Origin of the sequence: Natrinema gelatinilyticum (genome assembly GCF_024266705.1) — an archaeon.
In the GTDB taxonomy this organism is placed as follows: domain Archaea; phylum Halobacteriota; class Halobacteria; order Halobacteriales; family Natrialbaceae; genus Natrinema; species Natrinema gelatinilyticum.
In genome coordinates this window covers 707030-728236 of sequence record NZ_CP100757.1, presented here as the reverse complement: position 1 = coordinate 728236, position 21207 = coordinate 707030, and the positions used below count along the sequence as shown (strand labels likewise).

The following is a 21207-nucleotide window of genomic DNA, read 5'->3' as shown; positions in this document are numbered from 1 at the left end:
TCCGTGTGATCCGCCCCTCTGACGGTAATGCGCTGCTCGTCCGATGTCGGTATCGATGTGCATAAGGGTCTCTCACCCATGGAGGCGTATTTTCCGCATTGATTCTTGGACTTACTCCCCTTCGAACTCTGGATCGCGGTCCTCGAAAAACGCGTCGACGCCCTCTCGGTGATCGTGTGTCGCCCGGAGGAGCCCCTGCGCCGTCGATTCGTTCCGAAGCGCCGTCGAGAAGTCGACGACGGCTCCGTCGTTCAAATTCTGCTTCGCCAGTACGAGGGCATCGGTCGGCGCCGTCGAGAGGTCCGCAACCCACTCGTCGACCAGCGCGTCGAGCTCCGCCGCCGGAACAGCATCGTTAACGAGCCCCATTTCCGCGGCCTCGGCGCCGGAAATGGGCTCGGCCGAGAACACCAATTCCTTGGCCTTGTGGAGGCCGACGAGTTGTGGAAGCAAGAACGAGCCCCCGAAGTCGACCGACATCCCGACGTTCGAAAACGACTGGCCGAACGTCGCGTCAGTGGCGGCGAACACAAGGTCGCCCGCGAGCGCGAGGTTCGCGCCGGCGCCCATCGCGAAGCCGTCCACTTTGACGATCACCGGTTTTTCGAGGGAGAATAGGCGTTCGACCGTGCTCCTCACCTGGAAGATAACTTCACGACGCATTTGAGGCGGCGTGACCTCTCGTTCGCGCCGACGCCGCATCCGATCGATATCGCCGCCCGCGCAGAACGCATCGCCAGCGCCCGATAACACGACGCACCGGATGTCGGGATCTCGCTCGACCGTCTCGAGAGACTCTGAGAGGCGAGCGACCAGCGCGTCGTTCAACGCGTTGTACTTGTCCGGTCGGTTCAATTCGATGCGTGCGGCACCGTCGGATACGTCCAGTCGAACAGGGTCGTCAGTCATTGTGTCTCACCCTCGTTTCGGGGCTGATTCCGTTTTATCTTACCGGTTATCGTCTTCGGGAGGTTGTCGACGAACTCGATTTCGTGGCGACACTGAAACGTGGCCAGGTTCGGTTTGACGTGTTCCTGCAGTTCCTCAACCAGGTCGTCGGACGGCTCGACGCCCATCGCCGGCTTGGGGACGGGCCTGACGAGGTTCGTACGCTCGAGGTCGGAAAGGCCGACGACTGCCGCTTTCCTTACGGCGGAATAGGTGTTCAGGCTGGACTCGATTTCCGGCGGATGATCCGATAGCTGGACCCGATTATTACGTCGTCCCCGCGACCAAGGTAACAACTGTAGCCGACCTCGTCGCCGAATCGTCGATTCGGTACCAGCGTCTCTCTCTCGTTGGCGCCGTTGCCTCATGCCTGTCGACGTGCTCGAGATACGTGCTAGAATTGTCGTGCATCGCGACGGCTACCTACCGAACCATCTGTAGTGGGGTGGTCTCGATACTGCAAGCGAAACGCAGAGGTGCATCGCCTCGTCCCCCACATTCTGGACGCACACGTCTGACCAGTTATCTCCCACATCCCACGCCCCTAGAGTCTTCTCGGCGGGTGGACGGCGAGGAGACCAGACTCGACTCCGTCTCGAGCTACGGTTCTTCGAACTCCGGCTCTCGATCTTCGAGAAACGCCGCCATCGCTTCTCGCTGGTCGTAGCTTCCGAACGCCCGGCCGATGTCACCGATGCTACCGGCCATTCCCGACTCGAGGCCGTTCGATCGAAATCGGTTCATGACGCGCTTTTGAAGCGTCAGTACGTGTGGACTCTTCACTGCGAGGTCAGAGACGAGGTCGTCCATCGTGTCAGTGTACTCGTCGACCGCAACCGAATCGGTCACGATTCCCAGTTCCGACGCACGAGCGCCGTCGATCGGATCGCCCCTGTAGATCAGTTCGTTCGCGATTCCCTCCCCGACGAGTCGAAGCAGCAAGCCGCCGTGGATCACCGTCGGAAGACCGACGTTGACTTCGGGGAGGCCGAGCGTTGCATCGTCAGTCGTGACGCGGAATTCACACGCCATCGCCAGTTCGAACCCCACACCGAGCGTGTACGTCCCGCACCCACAGACCGTGACCGCTTCGAGGTCTCTGATCGCCTGAATCATGTCGTAAAACGCGACCAACAGATCCTGGCCCTCGTGTGGGGTGAGATCTCGGGCCCACTCGAGGTCCAGCCCGGCAGTCAGGCCGCGAACGCCGTTGTCAGGCTGTGAGGCTGCGATAGTGAGGACGGAAACCGCAGCAGGTGTCGATTCGATCGCGTCCCGAACGTCGTGGGCGAGTTCCAGCGAGAGGAGGTTCAGTTCGTTTGCATCGAGACGAAGGTGTGCGACGTGGGGTCGATCGGGTTCCTGTGTGAGAGTCACACTCATCGATACGCGATTCATGGGGTGACTTCTTGAATCGTGTGATGTCTCTCCGAAGGAGAGATGTGGAATCGGCGTTCGACGGAGACGGAGGGGAGTCAAAAGGGGTAGTCGTCTCGAGCGGCGGCTTTCGTCTCCGCCAAACGGCCACCTCCGTCACCGGCGTCGCCAAAACGGCTGCATCTGCGGATTTTCGTCTCGTCTCGCTTACTCGATAGCGCCGTTGCTTCGGAGGGTTTCGATCTGATTGCCGGAGTACTCGAACTGCTCGAGGACTTCAGCAGTGTGCTCGCCTTTCTCCGGCGGCGGGGTGCTGTACCCGGGTCGGTCGCCGTCGGACCCGAACGTAAACGGGAGGGACGCGACATCGACCGGCTCGTCCGCTTCCGGGTTGTACGATTCGGTGAGCATGGATCGTGCCTTGAGGTGTGGGAGTTCGACGACCTCGTCGATCGTTCGCACCGCGGCCGCGGGGACGCGCGATTCAAGCAGGAGGGTTTCCAGTTCTTGAGCCGTAAAGGAGGCGAAGGCTTCCTGAAGCTCCTTGCGCAGCTCCGAACGATTTTCGATCCGATCATCCATCGTGAGGTACTTTTCGTCGTCGATCAGGTCAGGACGGTCCACGGCCTCGCACACTCGTTCGAACATGGCCTGTGTCATCGTGATCATGTACACGTAGCCGTCGGACGCCTCGAAGAGACCGTTCGGAGCGCTGCCGATGCCTTTCTGTCCGTTTCGTTCCGGAATCTTCCCCGTCGTGTTGTAGTTGGCGATCCAATACGACATCCACGAGATCCCGACGTCAAAGAGCGAAACGTCGATGTAATCGCCTTCACCCGTCTTGTCCCGCTCGCGGATCGCAGCCATGACCGCGAAGGCCGCGTTGGTGCCGGTGCCGCAATCGATCAGGCTCGAGCGGATACGAACCGGCGGCTGATCCGGATAGCCCGTCGTCGCCATCAGTCCCGAGATCGCCTGTATAACCGGGTCGTAGCCGGGATAGTCGTGATAGGGTCCCGTTTGGCCGAATCCAGACAGCGAGCAGTAGACGATGCCCTCGTTCTCTTTCGAGACGGTTTCGTAATCGAGACCGTACTCCGCCAGGACACCCGGGCGGAAACTCTCGACCAACACGTCCGCTTTGGCGGCGAGGTCTGTGAGAAGCTCACGTCCCTCGTCCGTCTTCAGATCGACGCAGATGCTCTTTTTCCCATTATTGTACGCGGTGAAAAAATTCCCGTTCATCAGGGATCGAAAGGCGTCTCCGCCCGGAGGCTCCACCTTGATTACCTCCGCGCCCATCTCGCCCAACATCTGGGTACAAAGTGGCCCTGCTATCGACTGGGTGAGGTCTAGAACGTCAATATCCTGTAACGGCTGCATGCGATGTAGTCGCAGAGACGGGTATATAAATATTCGGACGTCGGACCGTCAGGCGATTGTGAGTGCAAAAAGGGGATACTCTCGAGTGACCGATCCGAGGAAACGGCCGCTCTCGCCCGACTTCACCGGTACTACCATTATGTATGCGAATCATTAGCGAGACGAGGGAATATGAAAGCGCACGAGGCAGTCATACGACTGTTCGATGCAGAGGGGATCGAGACGATATTCGCGCTGATGAGCGAAGATACGATGCGTACGCTCTCGACAGTACAAGAACACTGGAGCGGAGAGATACGCGTCGTCCACTCACGCCACGAGCAGGGGGCCGTCGCGATGGCCGACGGGTACTCGCGTGCAGGTGACGACATTGGCGTCTGTATCGTCGGCCGGGGCCCCGCAATCGCGCAGACCGGGACCTCGCTCGTCACCGCTCGAAAGAAAGGATCGAAGCTTCTCGTTATAGTCCCGGAACCGCAACTCTCCGATACATACGATATCAAAGCGTTCGAACAGGAATCCTACCTCGAGTCGACGGTGGGAACCGTCCGAGCCGCTCGTAGCGCCGATACGCTACTTCAAACCGTAGCGGAGGCCTTCCGAAGTATTCGAACCGGAGAGGGGCCGATCGCGGTACAGGTTCCGTGGGATATACTGGACGGAGAGATACCCGATTCCGACGTCGACGTCAAACGAGATCGGGCGGCCGTGCCGACGAACACTGTCGGCTCGGACGCGGGAGTCCACCCTGACGAGGATACGATCGACGCAGCCCTCGATCTGTATCTCGATTCGGACGCGACCAAAATCCCTATCGCCATCGCCGGTCGTGGCGCGATCGAGGCGGGCGCGAAAGAGGCGATCGAGTCGTTCGCCGAGCGGACGAACAGCGTCCTGGCCACCACCCTGCAGGCTCGAGGGTACTTCGACGATCATCCGTTCTCGGTCGGGTTCACCGGCGACTTCGGAAGCAACATCGCAAACAAACACTTCCACGAGAGCGACTTCGTCCTGGCGGTCGGGTGTAGCTTGACCCCGTACACGACGGATTCCGGCCATCTCATCGACGACGAGACGAAAGTCGTCCACATCGATACGGATGTCTCCTCGTTCGGCCGGTTCGAATCGGTCGACCTCGGCGTTCGAGGCGACGCCCGGCTGACGGTCGAGGCGTTGACCGAAAAACTCGAGGAGCACGGAATCGACCGAGACGGAGAGTTCTGGACGGATCGGCTCGAAACTCGGATCGCGGAAACGCCGACGCTCGACGAGGGGAATTTCCCGGAACAGGAGGGACGAATCGACCCTCGCGAACTCGTGAGAGGGCTCGATCGGTTCCTGCCCGAAAACCGGCTAGTCATCAGCGACGGCGGCCACTTCTCGCGATGGGTTCTCGACGGAATCTCGACGCCCGAACCGGGCGATCTGCTCTGGACGCTCGATTTCGCCGCGATCGGGCAGGGGCTTCCCCACGGAATCGGCGCCGCATTGAATTCGGGGGAGCGGGCACCCGTCGCAGTCTGTGGTGACGCGGGCTTCATGATGGCGCTTCAGGAGATCGACACGGCCGTTCGCCACGAGGTCCCGATGACCATCGTCGTCATGAACGACAGCGCCCTCGGAACGGAATACCACAGTCTGCTAACCAGCGAGTACGATGCGGACGTCGCCCTCGTGGAGTCGCCCGACGTGGCCGACGTCGCACAGTCGCTCGGCGCTGACGGGTACACCGTCCGCTCGTCCGACGACCTCGAAGAGATCAGTGCCGTTCTCAGCCGCCACCCAGACGGACCGGTCGTCGTCGACTGCAAGACGAACAGTGCCGTTCGCCACCGCAGTAAGATATAAATTGGCTGACAGTTTCACCGCACTCAAACGAACCGAACGCGAAGCGATTCGCCGACCGCTTACGCCCACGGCAGCGACGCGACCGTCTCCCCGCTCAAAACGACGGTCCCGTCGTCGGTCGTGGCCTCGAGATCGGTAGTGACCACCGCGGCGGCATCGCCGTCTTCCACGTCGGTGATTTCGCCCGTCACCGTGATCGTATCGCCCGGAAACACCGGGCTCTGAAATCGGATCGTAAACCGCTCGACCCGGTCCAGACCGAACCAGTCGGAGACCAAGTGCGAAGCGAACCCCGCGGTGAGCATTCCCTGTCCGAAGACGCTCTCGTTGCCGGCGTCCTGCGCGTACGGTTCGTCGTAGTGGATTGGATTGAAGTCGCCACTCGCGCCAGCGTACCGGACGAAATCTTCCCGCTCCAGCTCTTCGACGACGACTTCCGGACCCGTCTCGCCGACCGCGACGTCGTCGGCGGTGAGCCGTCGCTCGTAGCGATCAGTCACCGTCATCACCCTGGGCCGCGAGTTCGATTCGCGTGAGCCGTTCCGTGAGAACGTGCTCACCATCGGCGTTCCGATACGCGGTCTCGAGCACTGCGAAGGTCATCGTCCCACCACGAGACCCGTCTCGTTCGTAGACGTCGACGAGCGTCGTTTTTCCTGACAGCACGTCGCCGGCGAGTATCTGCTGTTCGTAGATGTACTCTTGCTCGCCGTGGACGACGCGAGACTGATCGAACCCGAGGTCGAACCCGTGATCGAGGCCGATTCCGTCAGGTCGATAGCGAGGGAAGTAGGCCGTCCGTGTGAACGTAAGCGGTGCAGGAATCGACTCGTACCCCTGCTCGCGCGCGACGTCTTCGTCTCGGAACGCTGGGTTATCGTCTTTGATTGCCCGTGCGAACTCCTCGACTTTCCCGGGCTCGACGACGAGGTTCTCCACCGTGGTCACCGTGCGACCGACTTGCGCTTCCAGTTCATCGAGCGATTTCGAGGGCATCGCTCAGAACGCGTCCCCCGACTTGTCGAGCGGGAGCCCCTGGCCAATCTCGTCGGTAAACCGCTCGGCGATGTCTTCGGGTGTCCACCCGCCGTTCTGATAGCCGAGTCTGAAAATTTCCGGATCCGAAACGAAGCCGACCGCGTCCCCGGCGGACCGGACGGACCAGCCGTTGATCTCCGACGCCTCGTCGCTGAGCATGTACGCGACGAGCGGGGCGACTTTTCCCGGTGGGAGTTCCTCCTCGGTAAACAGCTGCTTGTCGTCCGGAATATCCTCGATCATTCGCGTGTAGGCAGTCGGGACGAGGGCGTTTACCCGAACGTTGTACCTGCCGAGTTCTTTCGCAGCGGCCCTCGTGAGGCCGAGTACCCCTGCCTTCGCAGCCGAGTAATTCGACTGACCGACGTTTCCGCAGCCGAGTAATTCGACTGACCGACGTTTCCGAGCGCCGAGCGACTCGAGACAGAGAGGAACGACCGGCCGTCCTCGAGATAGTCGTCGGTGTCCCGCGCGACCTCACGCCAGTGCGCCGCAAGGTTTCGAAGTAGTGCGAAGTGACCGCGAAGATGGACGTTGATCACGCTGTCCCACTCCTCGTCGGTCATCCGGTAGAGTATCGAGTCGTTCAGGATCCCAGCAAAGTTGACGGCGCCGTCGACCCGACCGTATTCGTCGACGGTGTCGGCGACCAGTTCGTCGGTGTAGTCCGTCGAACTGATATCGCCGAAGTGAGCCATCCCGTCACCGCCGGCCTCTTCGACGGCTTCGACGGTTTCTACTGCCGGCTCCGTGCTTTCGCCGTCACCGTGAACGTCGGATCCGAGATCGTTGACGACGACCGTCGCACCGGCTTCACCGAGTTCGACTGCAGCACACTCTCCGAGACCGTGACCGCCACCGGCCACGATAATCACCTTGTCAGACAACATCAGTATCACAATGCTGGCAGCACCCAATAAACCCCCTAGATTCGCGCTCAGACCCGACCGTTCCGTCATTCGGTACCTGTCGGATCGTGGAGAATCCGGGCCAGCAGCGCCGGTATATATCCACTTTCGCTTACGATTCGCCATCCACACCAGATGGGCAAGCCATCGAGGTGAGACGCTTACTTTCCGAAAATTGGCCGACAGAATGGACTTCTCGCGAGGAAACTGAGCGGCGAGCGAACCGACTCGCCGTTCGAGGATACGGAATCTTTATCGGGACCGATGGGAGAGTGACTCCCATGGCAGCATACACCGACCCCGGGACGGTGAAGGCATCGCGGACGGCGTTCGAGATTATCGAAACGATCGCTCGAGAGGACGGCGGTCGAGTCACCGAGGTCGCCGACGAACTTGGGCTCGCAAAGAGCACCGTTCACCGACACTTGGCCACGCTCGAGGACCTCGAATACGTCGTCAAAGACGGGAACGAGTATCGAATTGGCTTCCGGTTTCTGAAACTGGGCGAACAAACGAGAAAACGCAGCGATGCGTACCAGATGGCGAGAAATAAAGTCCAAAAGGTCGCCGAGCAAACCGCAGAACGAGCGCAGTTCGTCGTCGAGGAACACGGAAAGGCCGTCTACGTGTTCGGAGCGACCGGTGAACACGCCGTCAAAACGAACTCGGAAATCGGCAAATATCGACCGCTCCAATCGATGGCCGCCGGGAAAGCGATTCTCGCAGCGCTCCCCGACGAGCGCGTCGAGGAGATTATTCGTCAGCATGGACTGCCATCGATGACCGAGAACACGATCACGGACAGGGACGAACTCTACGCGGAACTCGGTGTGATCCGAGAGCGAGGATACAGCATCAGCGATCAGGAGACGCTACTCGGTCTTCGAGCGATCGGCGTGCCGATCGAACGCCCGGACGGTGACGTCTTCGGCGCGTTCAGCGTGTCCGGCCCCACACATCGGGTGCAAGGCAACCGCCTCGAGGAATCGATCCCGAACATCCTCCTCGGAACAGCGAACGAACTCGAACTGGACATGAAATACTCTTGAATCACCGCCACCGTCTTACTCCTGAGTCATCGTCACCGTCTCGAGAGTGTTCCGCGTACTCGACGGACAGGCCCGTCCCACACCCGCTCTACTCCCGTTCCCGAACTAATTCTGCCATCGATTCCCAGCTGTTCTCTCCTCGACTCGGCGTCTCTTGGCGTGCGGCGAAGTCGATGGCCTCGGCGATGGCTCGAGGTCCGGTGACTTCACCCGGTTCCAAGCGTTTCTCCGACGTTTTCTCGCGGTACTTCTGGCCGAACTCCGGTCTGACTTCCGATGGATCCACGACACTGACGGCGATATCGTCGGTGCCGGCCTGTCCCGCGAGGCTCTTCGCAAATCCGCCGGTCCATCACTCCGTCGCGGCGTACATTGGCGATTTCGAGCAGGGGTTCTTGCCCGCCGCACGCGCGACGAAAAGGAGCGTTCCGTTTATTTCGCGCAGGTGCGGTATCGCCGTACGCGCGGCGTAGAACATGCCGTCGACGTTCACTCCCATGACGGTTCGATACCACTCGATCGGACACTCTTCGACGGTCGTCTCGGAGGTGGTCGCGATTCCCACGTTGTTCACCAGGCCGTCCAGCTTTCCGAAGGTCGAGACCGTTTTCTCGACGCGCAGCCTCCACGTCTCCTCGTCGCTCACGTCAGCCGGACAGACGAGTGCCGTCGCATCCGTCTCGGACTCGATTTCGTCCGCCAGTTCCCGCAAGCACTCTCCCCGATGGGCGACCAGCGTACCATTCGCACCGTCGGCGGTGAGAACGCGCGCCGTTTCTCTTCCGATTCCCGCGCTCGCTCCCGTGACGATCACTGCGGTACCGGCCAGTGCTTCGGCACCCATCGTCAGAAGGGTATTACGGTGAATCGAAACAAAGCGTATTACCGCAGCACACGCAGTGAGGTACCGACTCGAATCGACCGGTCCGCCGACCCACGGCAGTCACCAGGGACACCCCGCTATCGATCTGTTCCGAGAGCGGTCAAAATCCGAGGCGGAAGAAACGATTCACCGCGAGCGCGGCGAGTGCAGCCGTCATGATACCAACGAGTAGCGTAAACGAGGCTTCCCAGCCGTACAAGTCGGCGAGCGCACCGATCACGACGCTTCCCGACGCGCCGGTCGTCATGTACATCGTTCTGACGAGGCCGAATCCGGTACCTCGTTCGGTCGGCGAAAGGAGATCCATGAATCGCGACTGGATTGGCGCCCCCCAGCTCATCGCGAGACCGACGAATACCACACCAACGCCGAACTCGAGGAGACTCCCGCCAGCGACGAGCAACCCGTATCCGACGATGCCGGCACACATGGTCACGATGGCAGCCCTGTCGCGCCCGATCCGATCGGAAAGGCCGCCCATCAGCGGTTGCGTGAGGCCGTGGATTACGAAGTAGGCTGAAAAGAGCCCGCTAGCTATCGCCGGCGAAAGCGCCTTCCCTTCGGCGAGAAAGGCCGGCAAGAACGACGCAGTCGCTTGCCAGGTGAACGCACAGAGAAATGAAAGTAGCATCGTGTACGTGATCGCCGGCCGCGAGAGCAGTTCGAACATCGCACCGAGTTCGACGCGCTCGCGCATCGGCTGCTCGGGTCGGTCCGGCTTCGTCGGACGAATTCGCCACGCGAACAGGGCGAAAAGCGGCGCCGCGGTGAAGAACCCGAGAAGCATGGCCACACGCCAATCGTACCGAACGGCGACCATCGTCGCGGCGACGGGCGCGAAAAGTCCCGCGATCGGACCGCCTGCGATATGCACGCCGATCGCACGTCCAGTGTCAGCAAATTGCTTCGTGAGGTACGTCGTGGCGACCGTATAATGGAGGCCCGCGCCGAGGCCGAGGACGACAGTCGAGAGGACGAAGAACTCGTAGGAGGGAGAGACGGCGAGCAGCACACTCGAAACCGCGGTCAACCCGAGCGAGACGAGAACGACTCGCCGTTCTCCGAATCGGTCGCCCAGAATACCGCTCGGGAACTGCGTCAGTGCGTAGGTTCCCCACATCAACGAGAGCGCAGTCCCGAGGGCCGCGTTGGAAACCACAAAATCGTCGGTAATAGCGGGCACGAGCGGGCTGATAACGAGCCGCGCGACCATCGTCGCCATGAACGCAAACGTACAGAGAAGCAATGCCGTATGTCGATATCGCCAGTTCACAGCCACTATATAGAGACCCCTGAAAAACAGTTTGTGGTTTCGGACTGTCCGGCCGAACCGGGACGTACCGTCCTGATGGGACGAGATTATCGGGATACGATGGCGGCTGTCACGACGAAAGCAGGGAATCGGCGATGATTCGCTTCTGGATTTCGTTGGTCCCCTCGAAGATACGGGTCAGTCGAGCGTCCCGCCAGTATCGCTCGACGTCGAATTCAGTGGTGTAGCCGTATCCGCCGTGAATCTGAATTCCCTCGCTGGTGACTTCCTCGGCGATATCGCTCGCGAAGAGTTTCGCCATGGCGGCTTCGGCGTCGGCCCGCTCACCGGAGTCGACTGTATCGGCGACGAGCAACATCAACGCTCGCGCAGCCTCGACCTGCGTCGCCATCTCCGCCAGCTTGAATCGGATCGCCTGGAACTCGGAGATCGGTTCGTCGAACTGCACGCGCTCTTTCGCGTACTGGATCGAGTCCTCGATTGCGCCTCGCGCCAGTCCCACTGACCGAGAAGCCGTGTGGACGCGGCCTTCCTCGAAGAAATCCATGATCTGATAGAACCCGTTCCCCTCCTCGCCGCCAACGAGTTTGTCGGCGCTGACGCGCACGTCGTCGAAGTTCACTTCCCAGGTCTTCCAGCCGTGGTAGCCGATTTTGTCGATCGATTGGCCGCTGAGCCCTTCACGGTCGAACGTCCCGGCGGGCTTCTCGACGATAAATCCCGAGATACCGCGGTGAGCCGGTTCCGCGTCCGGATCGGTCACCGCATACGTGAGGATGAAATCGGATCCCTTCGCGAACGTACACCACATTTTCTGGCCGTTGAGTACGTACTCGTCGCCGTCTCGCTCGGCCCGCAGGCGCATGTTCGAGACGTCGCTCCCGGCGTCGGGTTCACTGATCGCGATGCTCTTGAGCATTTCACCACGCGCCATCTTCGGCAAGTATTCCTGCTGTTGCTCCTCCGTCGCGCCGGCGAGACTTTGCCCGCGCGCGATAATACTGCCAACGCTGAGCCACCCGCGAGAGAGTTCTTCGGCGATCACGGCATACGATTTCAGATCCATCCCAAGGCCGCCGTACTCCTCGTCGATGAGAACCCCGAAAAAGCCCATCTCTGCGAGCTGGTCGACGAGTTCGTCCGACATCTCCTCTTTGTTCGGGTCGCGTTCGCTCGCCTCGGGGAGAACCTCGTTCTCGACGAAGCGCTTCGTTTCGTCGCGCAGCATCCGATGTTCATCCGACAGGATAGTGTCCGAAATGTTGTTCATACAGGTTCCACGTCTCGCATCGTTTATTAAATCTTCCACTATCTTCCTGGACGGACTGAAACTCGGAGAGTTCGACCGGCGACGTCCCGATCGGTCATCCTCGGCGGTCAAGACCGTATCCGTTCGAGAACATACGACGGTCAACCATCGATTCGGTGTCAGTTACGGGTAGATACATATATGTGTGGTTCGCATCGACACGCTGTGATGGAAGAAATCGACCACGTCGCTCACGCGGTGTGGGACGTCTCAGACGCGTTGGACAAAATAGACGCTGCAGACGGGTTCGAGAACGTCTGGACGCTCGAAAGCGACAAGTGGCAGTACGAAACGGCGTACAACCTGATGGGCAGCACCATGTTCACCCTGATCGCGCCGACGAGCGACGAGAGCTTCATCGCCGACTACCTCGAGCAGAACGGCGAGGGACTGCACCACATCGGCGTCAACGTGTCCGACCTCGACGCAGCCGTCGAACAGTTGACCGGGGCCGGCGGCGAGGTAATCATGGAAGATACTGTCCCCGGCGTCCGAACCGAGGCGACACTTCACCCGAAAACGCTGTTCGGCCTCCAGCTACAGCTCATCGAATGGCATGACGACGTGGGTCCGACAGCACTCGATCACATCGAGGCGATGCGCGATGCTGCGACGGATAATCGTGTCTGAGTCTGATCTCACGCCCACAGGCCGACTGACAGAAGTGATACGACCGCGAAGGGACCTCGATCGTAATGGTGAACGTCGAGACAATCTCGTTAGAGGGTGGGCACGTTCGGCTAGAGCCGTTATCTATCGCTGCCAACCTCGACGGCCTCCAGGCAGCCGGAGATTTTTCGGTGGTTTCCCACGGATCGACCGACCCCGGAAGCGATGCGCAAATTCGTCGACGAAGCGCTCGCTGCACAGCGAGTGGGGACCGCGCTTCTGTTCGCGATTATCCTGGTGGAGACGGGGGCAGTGATCGGATCAACGCGATTCGAGAATATCGTCCCCGAACACCGACGTGTCGAAATTAGGTGGACGTGGACCACACCAAGTCATCAGCGGATGCCGGCAAATACCGAAGCGAAGTATCTCATGCTCATCCACGCTTTCGAGGAGTGGGACTGCGTCCGCGTCGAGTTGAAAACGGACTCGCGCAACCGGTGCTCGAGAGAGGCCATTCGACGGACGACAGGAAGAGGGAACACTCCGGAAGCGCTTACAGACGAATCAGGGACCGCGTGATACGGTCTGTTTCAGCATTACTAACGACGAATGGTCGTCGATCAAACGGGATCTCGAACGGAAACTCACCGGGTCCGGTTCGGATCGGTAGCATCCTCGGAGGGCGACGCCGGGCCGATACGAGGTGTCGGATTGGATAAGGGGACCGTGGGACGATTCCTGTCCCGAGCCGTATCGTGTCCGTCCGAGCGGCGAGATACCCGAGGCGCATAAAGGCTTCTCAACCCCACGTTTCAGGGACCAACACGAGATCGTACCCGGCAGTCTCCGCTGCGATTGCGAGATCGGTCTGTTCCGTCGCGGTGACGTGGCCGGTGGCGGACAACGGCAGTGTCAGATCGTACGAGACCATGCTGGGACAGACGAAAAGATTGCCAAATAGCTGTTGCCCGAGCGACGAGAGCGCCGGACCATTGATATGGCCTCCCCTCGCTTTACCGGGTAGCATGACGACCGACGGAACGTCCAGGATGCCGTACATCACGTCGAAAGGGCAGCTTTCGGACAAGTGGCACGACCACTACGACCGGATCGCAGACAGTCGAGGCCACGTCAGCGGTCCCTTCGGCGTCCTCATGAATAGCCCCGAAGTCGCGACCAGAATTGCAGACGTCGGAACGTACGTTCGCTTCGAGGGGACGCTTCCGGGGCCGATACGAGAGCTCGCGATCATCACGACGGCGCGGGAACTCGAGTGCGCCTACGAGTGGGCGATACACGAACCGCTAGCCAGAGACGGGGGTGTCAGCGAGGAGACGATCGATATTGTCGCCGATCGTGCGCCGACCGATCCCCTCCCGGGCGCCGAAGCGCTCGTCGTCCGCTATGGGCGTGCGTTGTTCCGCAAAAACGAGGTTCCGGAGTCACTCTTCCGTTCGACGAAAGCCCGGTTCGGCGTCGAGGGGATCACTGAACTGACGGCCACGTTCGGCTACTACAACATGCTTGCCTGCGTCTTGAACGCGTTCGAGGTCGTCCCAGGTGAGGACCTCGGGGGATGGTGAACCCGATTCGGGCGGCTGGGGGTACCGTCGATGCGTCGGGACGGTGGACGGTCAGCGACGAACCCGCCTGACCCCCGACGGGGCAATCCACGACGTTAGAACGTCGACCGCAAAACTAGCACCCCGGCGAGTGCAGCACAGAGTGCCATCACGGCAGTGAGGACTCCGAACAATGCCGTGACGCCGCCGTACTCAAGCGTCGCCCCGGCGAGAGCTGCACCGGCTGCGCCGACGCCGAACATCCCCAGGTAAATGTACCCGAACGAAAGGCCGTGGCTCTCCGCGGCGACGTATTCCGCAACCAGGCTTTGTGCAATCGGTGCGAACGAGTAGATGAAGAACCCGAGCGCAACGCAGACGAGCACCAATGGACCGACGCCCATGGTGGAGGCGGGAACGAACAGCGCGGATGCGATGATCAGTGCGATAAACGTTCCGAGAAGGGCTCGTTCGGAACTCCCCCTGTCGCTAACCTTTCCACCAGTGTACTGTCCGAAAATGCCGACCAGCAGAAGTCCCGAGTACGCGAACTGACCGGCTTCTATCGTTCGATCCCCGATGGCGACGGTCTCGAAGATCGGTAAGTTAGTGAGGACGTCGGGTAGGAACGTGAAGATGCCTCGGTAGTAGACGCCATAGAGGATCTGTATCGCGAACAAGAGAACGAATCCGCCGATCAGAAGCGTGCGCGTGTTCCCCACGACATCTCGGAGGGAGTCCGAAATCGACCGAGATGTGCTCTGATCGGAGTCGTCTCGCCGTGAAGCCGACTCGAAGACGGTTTCCTCGAACGACACGCTGAGTCCGACGAGAACGCAGATCGCTGCCGGAACAGTGAGAAGCAACGTCACCGTCCGCCACCCATAAAACGCGAGCAGTACGATTGCGGCGAGCGGAACGACGACCATGCCGACGTTCCCGCCAGCACCGTGATACGCGAGTACGGTTCCTCGTTTCTCCGCGCCACGACTGATGAGCGACAGTCCTGACGGATGATAGAGACTCGCCATCGCACCCCAGATCATCAACGTCACGGTGAGGGTCACGACGGACTGGAGTACACTCAGCGTGGCGAACGCGAGGCCCATCCCGCCGGTCGAGAGTAACACGAGCCGTTTCGAACCGTATACGTCCGCTAACACGCCCGCGATGGGTGCAAAGAGGCCGATGAGAGCGTATCCTGCACCCACGACGATTCCCAGCGTCGTCGGCGACACGTCGAACGTCGAGAGCCAGATCGGCACGAACAGCGGAATCGACAGCTCGAACCCGTGAAAGACACCGTGACCGAGTCCGGTAAAAACCGCGATCGACGAATCGTTTTTCTCCATCGTGAGAGTCTCACGAGCACGACACTAAATACTCCGTTGATCACGGTCCGCGATAGCGACGTCGTAACCATGCGTCCCGTTCCTGTGTCCAGCTTCATCGAGGGCCAGCGAACGACGATCACCGAACTATCAGACCCATCGCGGTGACCGTGGAGATGGCGGATTCTCAGTCGCCCATGACGACGGTCACGGGGCGATCGGCCGAGAGGAGCAACGACTGCGTGACGCTTCCGAAGATTGCCTTTCCGGTGGGAGTTCGCTTGCGCCCGCTGACAGCGATCGTATCCGCGTCGATTTCCGCTGCAACCTCGAGGATCGTTTCGGTGGGTTCGCCGTGTTCGTGGCGTATCTCCGGTTCGATGCCAGCCGACTCGAGGATCTGGGCCGCCGTCGTCACGCTGTCTGGGTAGGCATCTTCGTCGTATAGTTCGGACGAATCGATCCGGGCCTCACCATCGCTCACGGTGAACTTCTCGAACACGTTCAGAATGACGACGTCGACGTTGCCCGGAAGAGCCGCGACGGCTTCGGCCGCCAGTATTGCACGGTCTTCGTCCGCATCGATCGACAGTAGGACCTTGTACATACGTGCCGTAGCACGTCACTCCTTTTATCGTTCGTGGCAGTTCCCAGCTCCGATTGTTGTTTCACGTCTTCTGACACGTCCAACGAATGCTCGTCAAGGAGCGATCGAATGCCGGACGCGAGCGGATCTCAGCGCCTATTCGCTATCGTTTCGCGGATCACCCTGCGCTGGGCACGGACATCCTGGATCCGTTCGGTCACCGTCGCCAGGACCGGGTACGTAACGTCGAGAGCGTCGTACAGGTACTGTTGAAGTGCCGGTTTCGACGAGCGAGAGTAGGATCTATTCTCACGGTGTATCTCGTGCTGTCGATCGGCGAGTAACTGTTCGCAGCGGTCCTCCTCCTCGCGGAGCATCGCGTCGTATTCCCGCAGCGTCGGCACCGACCGAGTCCGGAGTTGCCGTCTCGGTTTCATCGCCCGCTCGACTGCGTGTTCGTGTTCGCGGAGTCGCGTCTGCGCGTTCTGGAGCGACGTCAATTCGTCGTCGATTCCATCGAGGAGTTGTTCCCGCGTCTCTTTCGCCGCAGTCGTCTGAAGAATCACCGTGTTTTTGAGGAGCGGGGAAAATTGCTGGCCATCGAGGAGCACCGTTGCGAGATGGTCGTCGAACTCGAGGGTAAGGCTCTCGCGAATATTTTCGTCGTACTCGTCCTCGAAATGCGAGACGTTCATCACGGTCTCTCGATACGCGTTTCGAACGCTGCACAGGCGTTCCGTACTCGAGTCCGCTCCCCCGGCAAACACCAGTGGCCCGGTTTGCCTGTCCTCCGAAACGGAGATCGATTCGACCAGACGAACGAATCGATGAAACGCGTCACGTTCGATCACGACCTGTTTTCGCTCGGTTTCGGTGGCCGACTTCGCATCGGCGAGATAGCCACTGGCGGTGAACGTCGCCGTAGCAAGTTCCGGCAACCCCTGCGTCACCGGAAACGGGTCCCAGACCGACGTGTCACCGATTCCGACGACGAACACGAGCAGCGAAAGTCCAAGGAGACGGTTCGCGCTGTCCTGGATCGGTACGTGCGCCCCTAGTATCCTTCCTGTAAACCTGTTGGGTGATCCTGTATAACTCATTCACAGCCAGTTATTGGCAGTCATTATCTATCATACTTTCTAATAAACGTTCTATCACAATCACACATGATACAAACGCCCAACAACCGTGGTCCACGTCGACGGATCCGGCGGTGGGAGAGGCGACCGACGAGGCGCAATCTCGAATCCGTCTAAGCAGAAGACTTTACTGGGAAAGCTGTGATATTCGGGGTAATGCTATCGCTATCAGCGGAACAGGAGATGGTCGTCTCGTCGCTGGAGGAACTCGCCCAGAAGGAATTTTCGGACGCTGCGTTCTCGTGGGAGGGAAAGCTTCCGATGGAGAACATCGAATTGCTCGCTGATCGGGGATATCTAGGGTTGAACATCGCCGAAGAGTACGGCGGCGGCGGCATGGGCGAATTCGAAGCCATGCTCAGCATCGAAGCTGTCGGCCAGGTCTGCCCCGACACGGCAGAATACCTCTACAACCAGCAGATGGTCGCAGCCCGCGCTATCGAGATGTTCGGTAGTGACGAGGCCAAAGAGCGATACCTCCCAGGGGCCACCGCTGGCGAAGAAGTCATCGCGATCGCTATTTCCGAACCCGAGGCGGGGTCGGACGTCGGTGCGATGAACACGACCGTCGAAGAGCAGGACGGCGAACTGATCCTGAACGGTGAAAAAATCTGGGTGAGCAACATCCCCCACGCGACGGCCGTCGTCGTGTGGGTGAAATTCGCAGACGGTCTCGGCTCCGTCGTGATCGACCTCGAGGACAACGACGATAGCATCGAGATCGAGCAACACTACACGAACATGGCGGACCACACCCAGACGCAGTTCCGCATGCACGACGTCGTCGTCCCCGAAACGAACGTCCTGACACGCGGGAAAAACGGCTTCAAACAGCAGCTACAGGCGTTGAACTGGGAACGCCTCGGCAGCGCGACGCTCTCGAACGCCATCGCCCGCTGTGCCCTCGAGAAGGCCCTCGAGTACGGCCAACAGCGCGAGCAGTTCGACCAGCCGATCGCGGATTTCCAGGGCATCGAGTGGAAACTCGCCGATATGGCGAAGGAACTCGAGGCGTCGCGCTCGCTGACGTACCGCGCGGCACTCAACGCGGAAGAGCAGGGTCGGATTCCGGATCGCATGGACGCCTCGCTTGCGAAGCTGTACTCCGGTGAAATGGTCGAGAACGTGGTCAGCGAATCGCTGCAAATCCACGGTGCGAACGGTTACCAGCAGGGCCACGCGCTGGAGTACCTCTACAGGCTGGCGCGGGGCCGCCGTCTCGCGGCGGGGACCGACGAAATCCAGAAGAACCAGATCGCGGCGGCACTCAAGCGCAACGGCCTTCCCTCGCTCTCGTAACTCGGACCGGTCGACGATCGAGAGACGAACTACCCTGGCCGAGGGCAGCAGCGCGGTCGTCGCTGATCGTCGAGAGGGGGTCGACTCGTTTCGCATTCGACGAATTTTGACCGTCGTTTTCGACCGGTCGCCCTGAACACGTGTAATTACGGAAGCAGTCTCGAGTGGTTCGATTGAAGTCGCGGGAGGATTCAACAGAGGTTTGGATTGTCTCGACGACGCGGAGTGGGCCCTATTCGGAGCGCACTCGAGCCGCGGCGAGCCCAGCGGGCGAGACGGCAGTCGTAAAGAAGGGACCACGTGATCTATACGACGATATCGGAGGGAACGTTTCTCTGCATCCCGTCGATCGCCGCGTGCGGCGTTCCAGTGGATAAACCGAGACGGGGCGCTCGAGAAGAGGATGATTGGGTTTGGAGCGGACGACCGTCTCGAGGTTCAATCGGAGCCCGTGGCCTCGAATTGGGGGAGGGCCGATGCGGTTCGGGCGATGAGGAGAGAGCTGACGCCGACGACACCGCCGAAGATTCCCATGCCGCCGACCATCAACTGCAGCGATTCAGTCTGAGTAACGGCGCCGTCGAGGAGTTCGATGCCGACTCCGACCGCGATCGGTGCGACGGTAGCTGAGAGCCGCCCCGACGACTCGAAAATACTCACGAGCCCGCCTCTGAGTTGCGTTGGTGCAAAACCAGTGACGACGCTCCGTAAGAGCGAGAGCGAGAGCCCGAATCCGATCCCGAGGGCCACGGCACCGGGCGCTGCCAGGGTGACCGTCGGAACGAACGCGACGACCACGAGGCCGATAGCCATGAGCAACTGTGAGGCCGCGAGGGGGGCGATCCGTCCGGCGAACGACGAACCGAAGCGGCCGGCTTGTGTCGCCGAAATCGCGTACGTCAGACTGGTCAAGGCCACCAGCATACCAGCCTGGCCCGGCGTGCCACCCATCGATCGTACGACCAGTAGCGAAACGTACGTCATGAACGTGATGTACAGGAGGATCGGTGTCATTCGAAACACGAGGACCGAAGCGACGCGCGGCCGACGCAGAAGTGCCAGCAGCTCTCGAACGTACGTCCCACGATCGGTGGAGGTCGGGTTGGTGGAACGCTCACGTGAGACGTCTGTCGGCTCGGAAAACGCGAGCGCGAGGACGATCGAGATCGGAATGCCGATTGCGTACAGCAACAGCGGATACTGCCACGCAGTGGCGACCAGGACGCCGCCGACGAGGGGGAAAACCCCCTGGGTTAGGCCAGAGACCGAAAACCGAAATCCCTGCCCCATCGCTTCGGCCTGGCCGGTATAGAGGTCGCCGATGCTCGTGATAATAACGGGCGTCACCGCGGCGAAACTGACACCCTGACAAAATCGGAGGAACAGCACGAGTCGAAAGTCCGTCGTCGCCGCCAGCGCAGTTCCGGCAACCGAAAAGACGAACAATCCGCCGACGAGAAATGGCTTCCGCCCGTAGCGGTCGGCCAGAACGCCGACCGCCGGAATCATCAGAATACCCGGCGCAGTGAACACAGTCATGATCAGCCCGATAGTCGCGTCAGACGCGCCATAGGGTTGCTGCAGGGAGTCCAGGAGCGGTGAGATGAGCGCCGCTCCGAGCGGCGCGACGAGATTCGCCAGTAACAGCAACTGGAAATTCGTATCGCGCAAGACCAGCGCCTTCTCACCGAAGAGCGACTGTATCATCGATTCGTCGTCGGATTTCGCGGCGACGTTCAAAAAGGTATCCTCCCGACCGGCTGTTCTCCAGGTCGCCGACAGTTGTTCACTTCGATAGCGGTGTCTGTCAGCCGCTTCGATCGGAGATATCTTCGTTAGACTGGCGTTGCAATCGAAACGTGTCGGCTCGAGGCCGATCCGACGCTGGAGTGCAGACCTCTCGACCGACACATCATTCGGTCGTCGATTCGTTCGACCGAGGTCTGATTCTAACCCAGCGAGCATATCGGTGTACTCCTCGACATTGAAGGGCAAGTTAGTAGCTTCCTTGTGGCCCGCGAGGGTGTGTTCGTCATCTGTGTGTTCGGCCATCAATGGGTGGCGGTCATCGGTGTGTTGAGGCGCGTTTCGAGCGGTGGCCAGCACCCGCAGTTCGTTCGGACAACGGGCCGCGTTCGACGCCATGTCGACGAGTCACTGTATCGCATCGTTCGAGTGCGGTCAGGAGTCCATTTGCTCGCATCGAAAAGACGTTCCGTGCTTGATCAGACGACCGGTTGCATCGAGGATGGCGGTCCGTTCGCCATCCAGGAACCGATGAGTCGCAGTTGTGGCTGCCGAGAGATGGCAAGTCAGCCTTTCCGGAAACAGGAACACGCGCTTCTGATGGCCTGAATTGAGCCGCTTTCGAATTTCATCCCGGAAATCAATTCGAATACGACAAAATGAATCGAAAGGAACGATCAGGTTGCGACTCCCGGGGAACACATTCCCACTGACAAACAGTTGCATGTTCGATGTTATCGAACACAGCGATCGGAGTAGTCCCGAATACTACTTCGGGAGGAACCTAGACCAGTCACGCGTTCGGGGCCGCCAGCAACGGACCCACTCTCCCCAACCGGGGTTTCGCAACCATCACCGAACGCTGCGTCGGGGGGTCGGCACACCCGTCGGGGTCACTGATTTCGCACGAACGGAT

At 60.3% G+C, this 21207-nt stretch carries 22 protein-coding genes and 1 pseudogene; 6 read left to right on the top strand and 17 right to left on the bottom strand.

Going from position 1 to position 21207, the window contains the following annotated elements; translation table 11 throughout:
* Positions 1 to 111: 111 nt before the first annotated feature.
* From NJU76_RS21470 to NJU76_RS21455, 4 genes are all read right to left on the bottom strand, one after another.
* On the bottom strand, positions 112 to 909 hold the full coding sequence (locus NJU76_RS21470) for an enoyl-CoA hydratase/isomerase family protein (protein WP_254533835.1): 798 nt from the start codon (positions 907 to 909) through the stop codon (positions 112 to 114).
* Positions 906 to 1244, bottom strand: coding sequence for an AMP-binding enzyme (locus tag NJU76_RS21465; protein WP_254533834.1), 339 nt, complete (start codon positions 1242 to 1244; stop codon positions 906 to 908). The genes NJU76_RS21470 and NJU76_RS21465 overlap by 4 nt, the downstream gene beginning before the upstream one ends.
* A 304-nt stretch (positions 1245 to 1548) precedes the next feature.
* On the bottom strand, positions 1549 to 2331 hold the full coding sequence (locus NJU76_RS21460; protein WP_254533833.1) for an enoyl-CoA hydratase/isomerase family protein: 783 nt from the start codon (positions 2329 to 2331) through the stop codon (positions 1549 to 1551).
* Between the two features lie 201 nt (positions 2332 to 2532).
* Positions 2533 to 3708, bottom strand: coding sequence for a CaiB/BaiF CoA transferase family protein (locus NJU76_RS21455; protein ID WP_254533832.1), 1176 nt, complete (start codon positions 3706 to 3708; stop codon positions 2533 to 2535).
* A gap of 171 nt (positions 3709 to 3879) precedes the next feature.
* Here NJU76_RS21455 and NJU76_RS21450 point away from each other — a divergent pair, with 171 nt between their 5' ends.
* On the top strand, positions 3880 to 5556 hold the full coding sequence (locus NJU76_RS21450) for a thiamine pyrophosphate-binding protein (protein WP_254533831.1): 1677 nt from the start codon (positions 3880 to 3882) through the stop codon (positions 5554 to 5556).
* A 59-nt stretch (positions 5557 to 5615) separates the two neighbouring features.
* On the opposite strand, the gene NJU76_RS26780 is transcribed toward NJU76_RS21450, so the two are convergent.
* The 4 genes and pseudogenes from NJU76_RS26780 to NJU76_RS21435 form a co-directional block, all read right to left on the bottom strand.
* On the bottom strand, positions 5616 to 6056 hold the full coding sequence (locus NJU76_RS26780) for a MaoC family dehydratase (RefSeq protein ID WP_340681267.1): 441 nt from the start codon (positions 6054 to 6056) through the stop codon (positions 5616 to 5618).
* Positions 6049 to 6552: an FAS1-like dehydratase domain-containing protein gene (locus tag NJU76_RS26775; RefSeq protein ID WP_340681266.1), complete on the bottom strand. Its 504-nt coding sequence runs from the start codon at positions 6550 to 6552 to the stop codon at positions 6049 to 6051. The genes NJU76_RS26780 and NJU76_RS26775 overlap by 8 nt, the downstream gene beginning before the upstream one ends.
* Before the next feature lie 3 nt (positions 6553 to 6555).
* A pseudogene (locus tag NJU76_RS21440) lies at positions 6556 to 6906 on the bottom strand (dehydrogenase); the annotation flags it as partial.
* Positions 6867 to 7484, bottom strand: coding sequence for an SDR family NAD(P)-dependent oxidoreductase (locus NJU76_RS21435; RefSeq protein WP_254533830.1), 618 nt, complete (start codon positions 7482 to 7484; stop codon positions 6867 to 6869). The pseudogene NJU76_RS21440 and the gene NJU76_RS21435, both read right to left, overlap by 40 nt.
* Positions 7485 to 7783: 299 nt before the next feature.
* Between NJU76_RS21435 and NJU76_RS21430 the strand changes: the two genes are divergently transcribed.
* Entirely contained in the window at positions 7784 to 8551 is a 768-nt protein-coding gene (locus tag NJU76_RS21430; RefSeq protein ID WP_254533829.1) for an IclR family transcriptional regulator, read from the top strand.
* An 88-nt stretch (positions 8552 to 8639) separates the two neighbouring features.
* Here the strand turns inward: NJU76_RS21430 and NJU76_RS26770 are convergent, their stop codons facing one another.
* The 4 genes from NJU76_RS26770 to NJU76_RS21415 form a co-directional block, all read right to left on the bottom strand.
* A complete protein-coding gene (locus NJU76_RS26770) occupies positions 8640 to 8837 on the bottom strand; it encodes a hypothetical protein (protein WP_340681265.1) in 198 nt (65 codons plus the stop codon).
* Positions 8838 to 8903: 66 nt separating this feature from the next.
* Positions 8904 to 9395: an SDR family oxidoreductase gene (locus NJU76_RS21425; protein ID WP_340681264.1), complete on the bottom strand. Its 492-nt coding sequence runs from the start codon at positions 9393 to 9395 to the stop codon at positions 8904 to 8906.
* Between the two features lie 139 nt (positions 9396 to 9534).
* On the bottom strand, positions 9535 to 10707 hold the full coding sequence (locus NJU76_RS21420) for an MFS transporter (RefSeq protein WP_254533828.1): 1173 nt from the start codon (positions 10705 to 10707) through the stop codon (positions 9535 to 9537).
* A gap of 109 nt (positions 10708 to 10816) precedes the next feature.
* A complete protein-coding gene (locus NJU76_RS21415; protein WP_254533827.1) occupies positions 10817 to 11977 on the bottom strand; it encodes an acyl-CoA dehydrogenase family protein in 1161 nt (386 codons plus the stop codon).
* Between the two features lie 207 nt (positions 11978 to 12184).
* Between NJU76_RS21415 and NJU76_RS21410 the strand changes: the two genes are divergently transcribed.
* The gene (locus NJU76_RS21410) at positions 12185 to 12646 is read left to right on the top strand and encodes a VOC family protein (RefSeq protein WP_254533826.1); all 462 of its coding nucleotides are present in this window, start codon (positions 12185 to 12187) and stop codon (positions 12644 to 12646) included.
* A 204-nt stretch (positions 12647 to 12850) separates the two neighbouring features.
* Positions 12851 to 13207, top strand: a complete 357-nt coding sequence (locus NJU76_RS21405) for a GNAT family N-acetyltransferase (protein WP_254533825.1) — start codon at positions 12851 to 12853, stop codon at positions 13205 to 13207.
* Between the two features lie 220 nt (positions 13208 to 13427).
* Here NJU76_RS21405 and NJU76_RS26635 read toward each other — a convergent pair whose 3' ends face one another.
* Positions 13428 to 13559: a hypothetical protein gene (locus tag NJU76_RS26635; protein WP_256567060.1), complete on the bottom strand. Its 132-nt coding sequence runs from the start codon at positions 13557 to 13559 to the stop codon at positions 13428 to 13430.
* Positions 13560 to 13653: 94 nt separating this feature from the next.
* On the opposite strand from NJU76_RS26635, the gene NJU76_RS21400 reads away from it, so the two are divergent.
* On the top strand, positions 13654 to 14211 hold the full coding sequence (locus tag NJU76_RS21400) for a carboxymuconolactone decarboxylase family protein (RefSeq protein ID WP_254533824.1): 558 nt from the start codon (positions 13654 to 13656) through the stop codon (positions 14209 to 14211).
* Positions 14212 to 14306: 95 nt separating this feature from the next.
* Here the strand turns inward: NJU76_RS21400 and NJU76_RS21395 are convergent, their stop codons facing one another.
* The 3 genes from NJU76_RS21395 to NJU76_RS21385 form a co-directional block, all read right to left on the bottom strand.
* Positions 14307 to 15542 (bottom strand): MFS transporter, encoded by a 1236-nt coding sequence (locus tag NJU76_RS21395; protein WP_254533823.1) that lies wholly within the window; start codon positions 15540 to 15542, stop codon positions 14307 to 14309.
* Positions 15543 to 15708: 166 nt separating this feature from the next.
* Positions 15709 to 16128: a universal stress protein gene (locus NJU76_RS21390; RefSeq protein ID WP_254533822.1), complete on the bottom strand. Its 420-nt coding sequence runs from the start codon at positions 16126 to 16128 to the stop codon at positions 15709 to 15711.
* A gap of 128 nt (positions 16129 to 16256) precedes the next feature.
* Complete coding sequence (locus NJU76_RS21385) at positions 16257 to 17105, bottom strand: DUF7260 family protein (protein WP_254533821.1); 849 nt, start codon at positions 17103 to 17105, stop codon at positions 16257 to 16259.
* A 297-nt stretch (positions 17106 to 17402) separates the two neighbouring features.
* Here NJU76_RS21385 and NJU76_RS21380 point away from each other — a divergent pair, with 297 nt between their 5' ends.
* Positions 17403 to 18545 (top strand): acyl-CoA dehydrogenase family protein, encoded by a 1143-nt coding sequence (locus NJU76_RS21380; protein WP_254533820.1) that lies wholly within the window; start codon positions 17403 to 17405, stop codon positions 18543 to 18545.
* 438 nt (positions 18546 to 18983) lie between these two features.
* On the opposite strand, the gene NJU76_RS21375 is transcribed toward NJU76_RS21380, so the two are convergent.
* Positions 18984 to 20597 carry an MFS transporter gene (locus tag NJU76_RS21375; RefSeq protein ID WP_254533819.1) on the bottom strand — a complete coding sequence of 538 codons (1614 nt, stop codon included), beginning with the start codon at positions 20595 to 20597 and terminating at the stop codon, positions 18984 to 18986.
* Positions 20598 to 21207 lie beyond the last annotated feature (610 nt).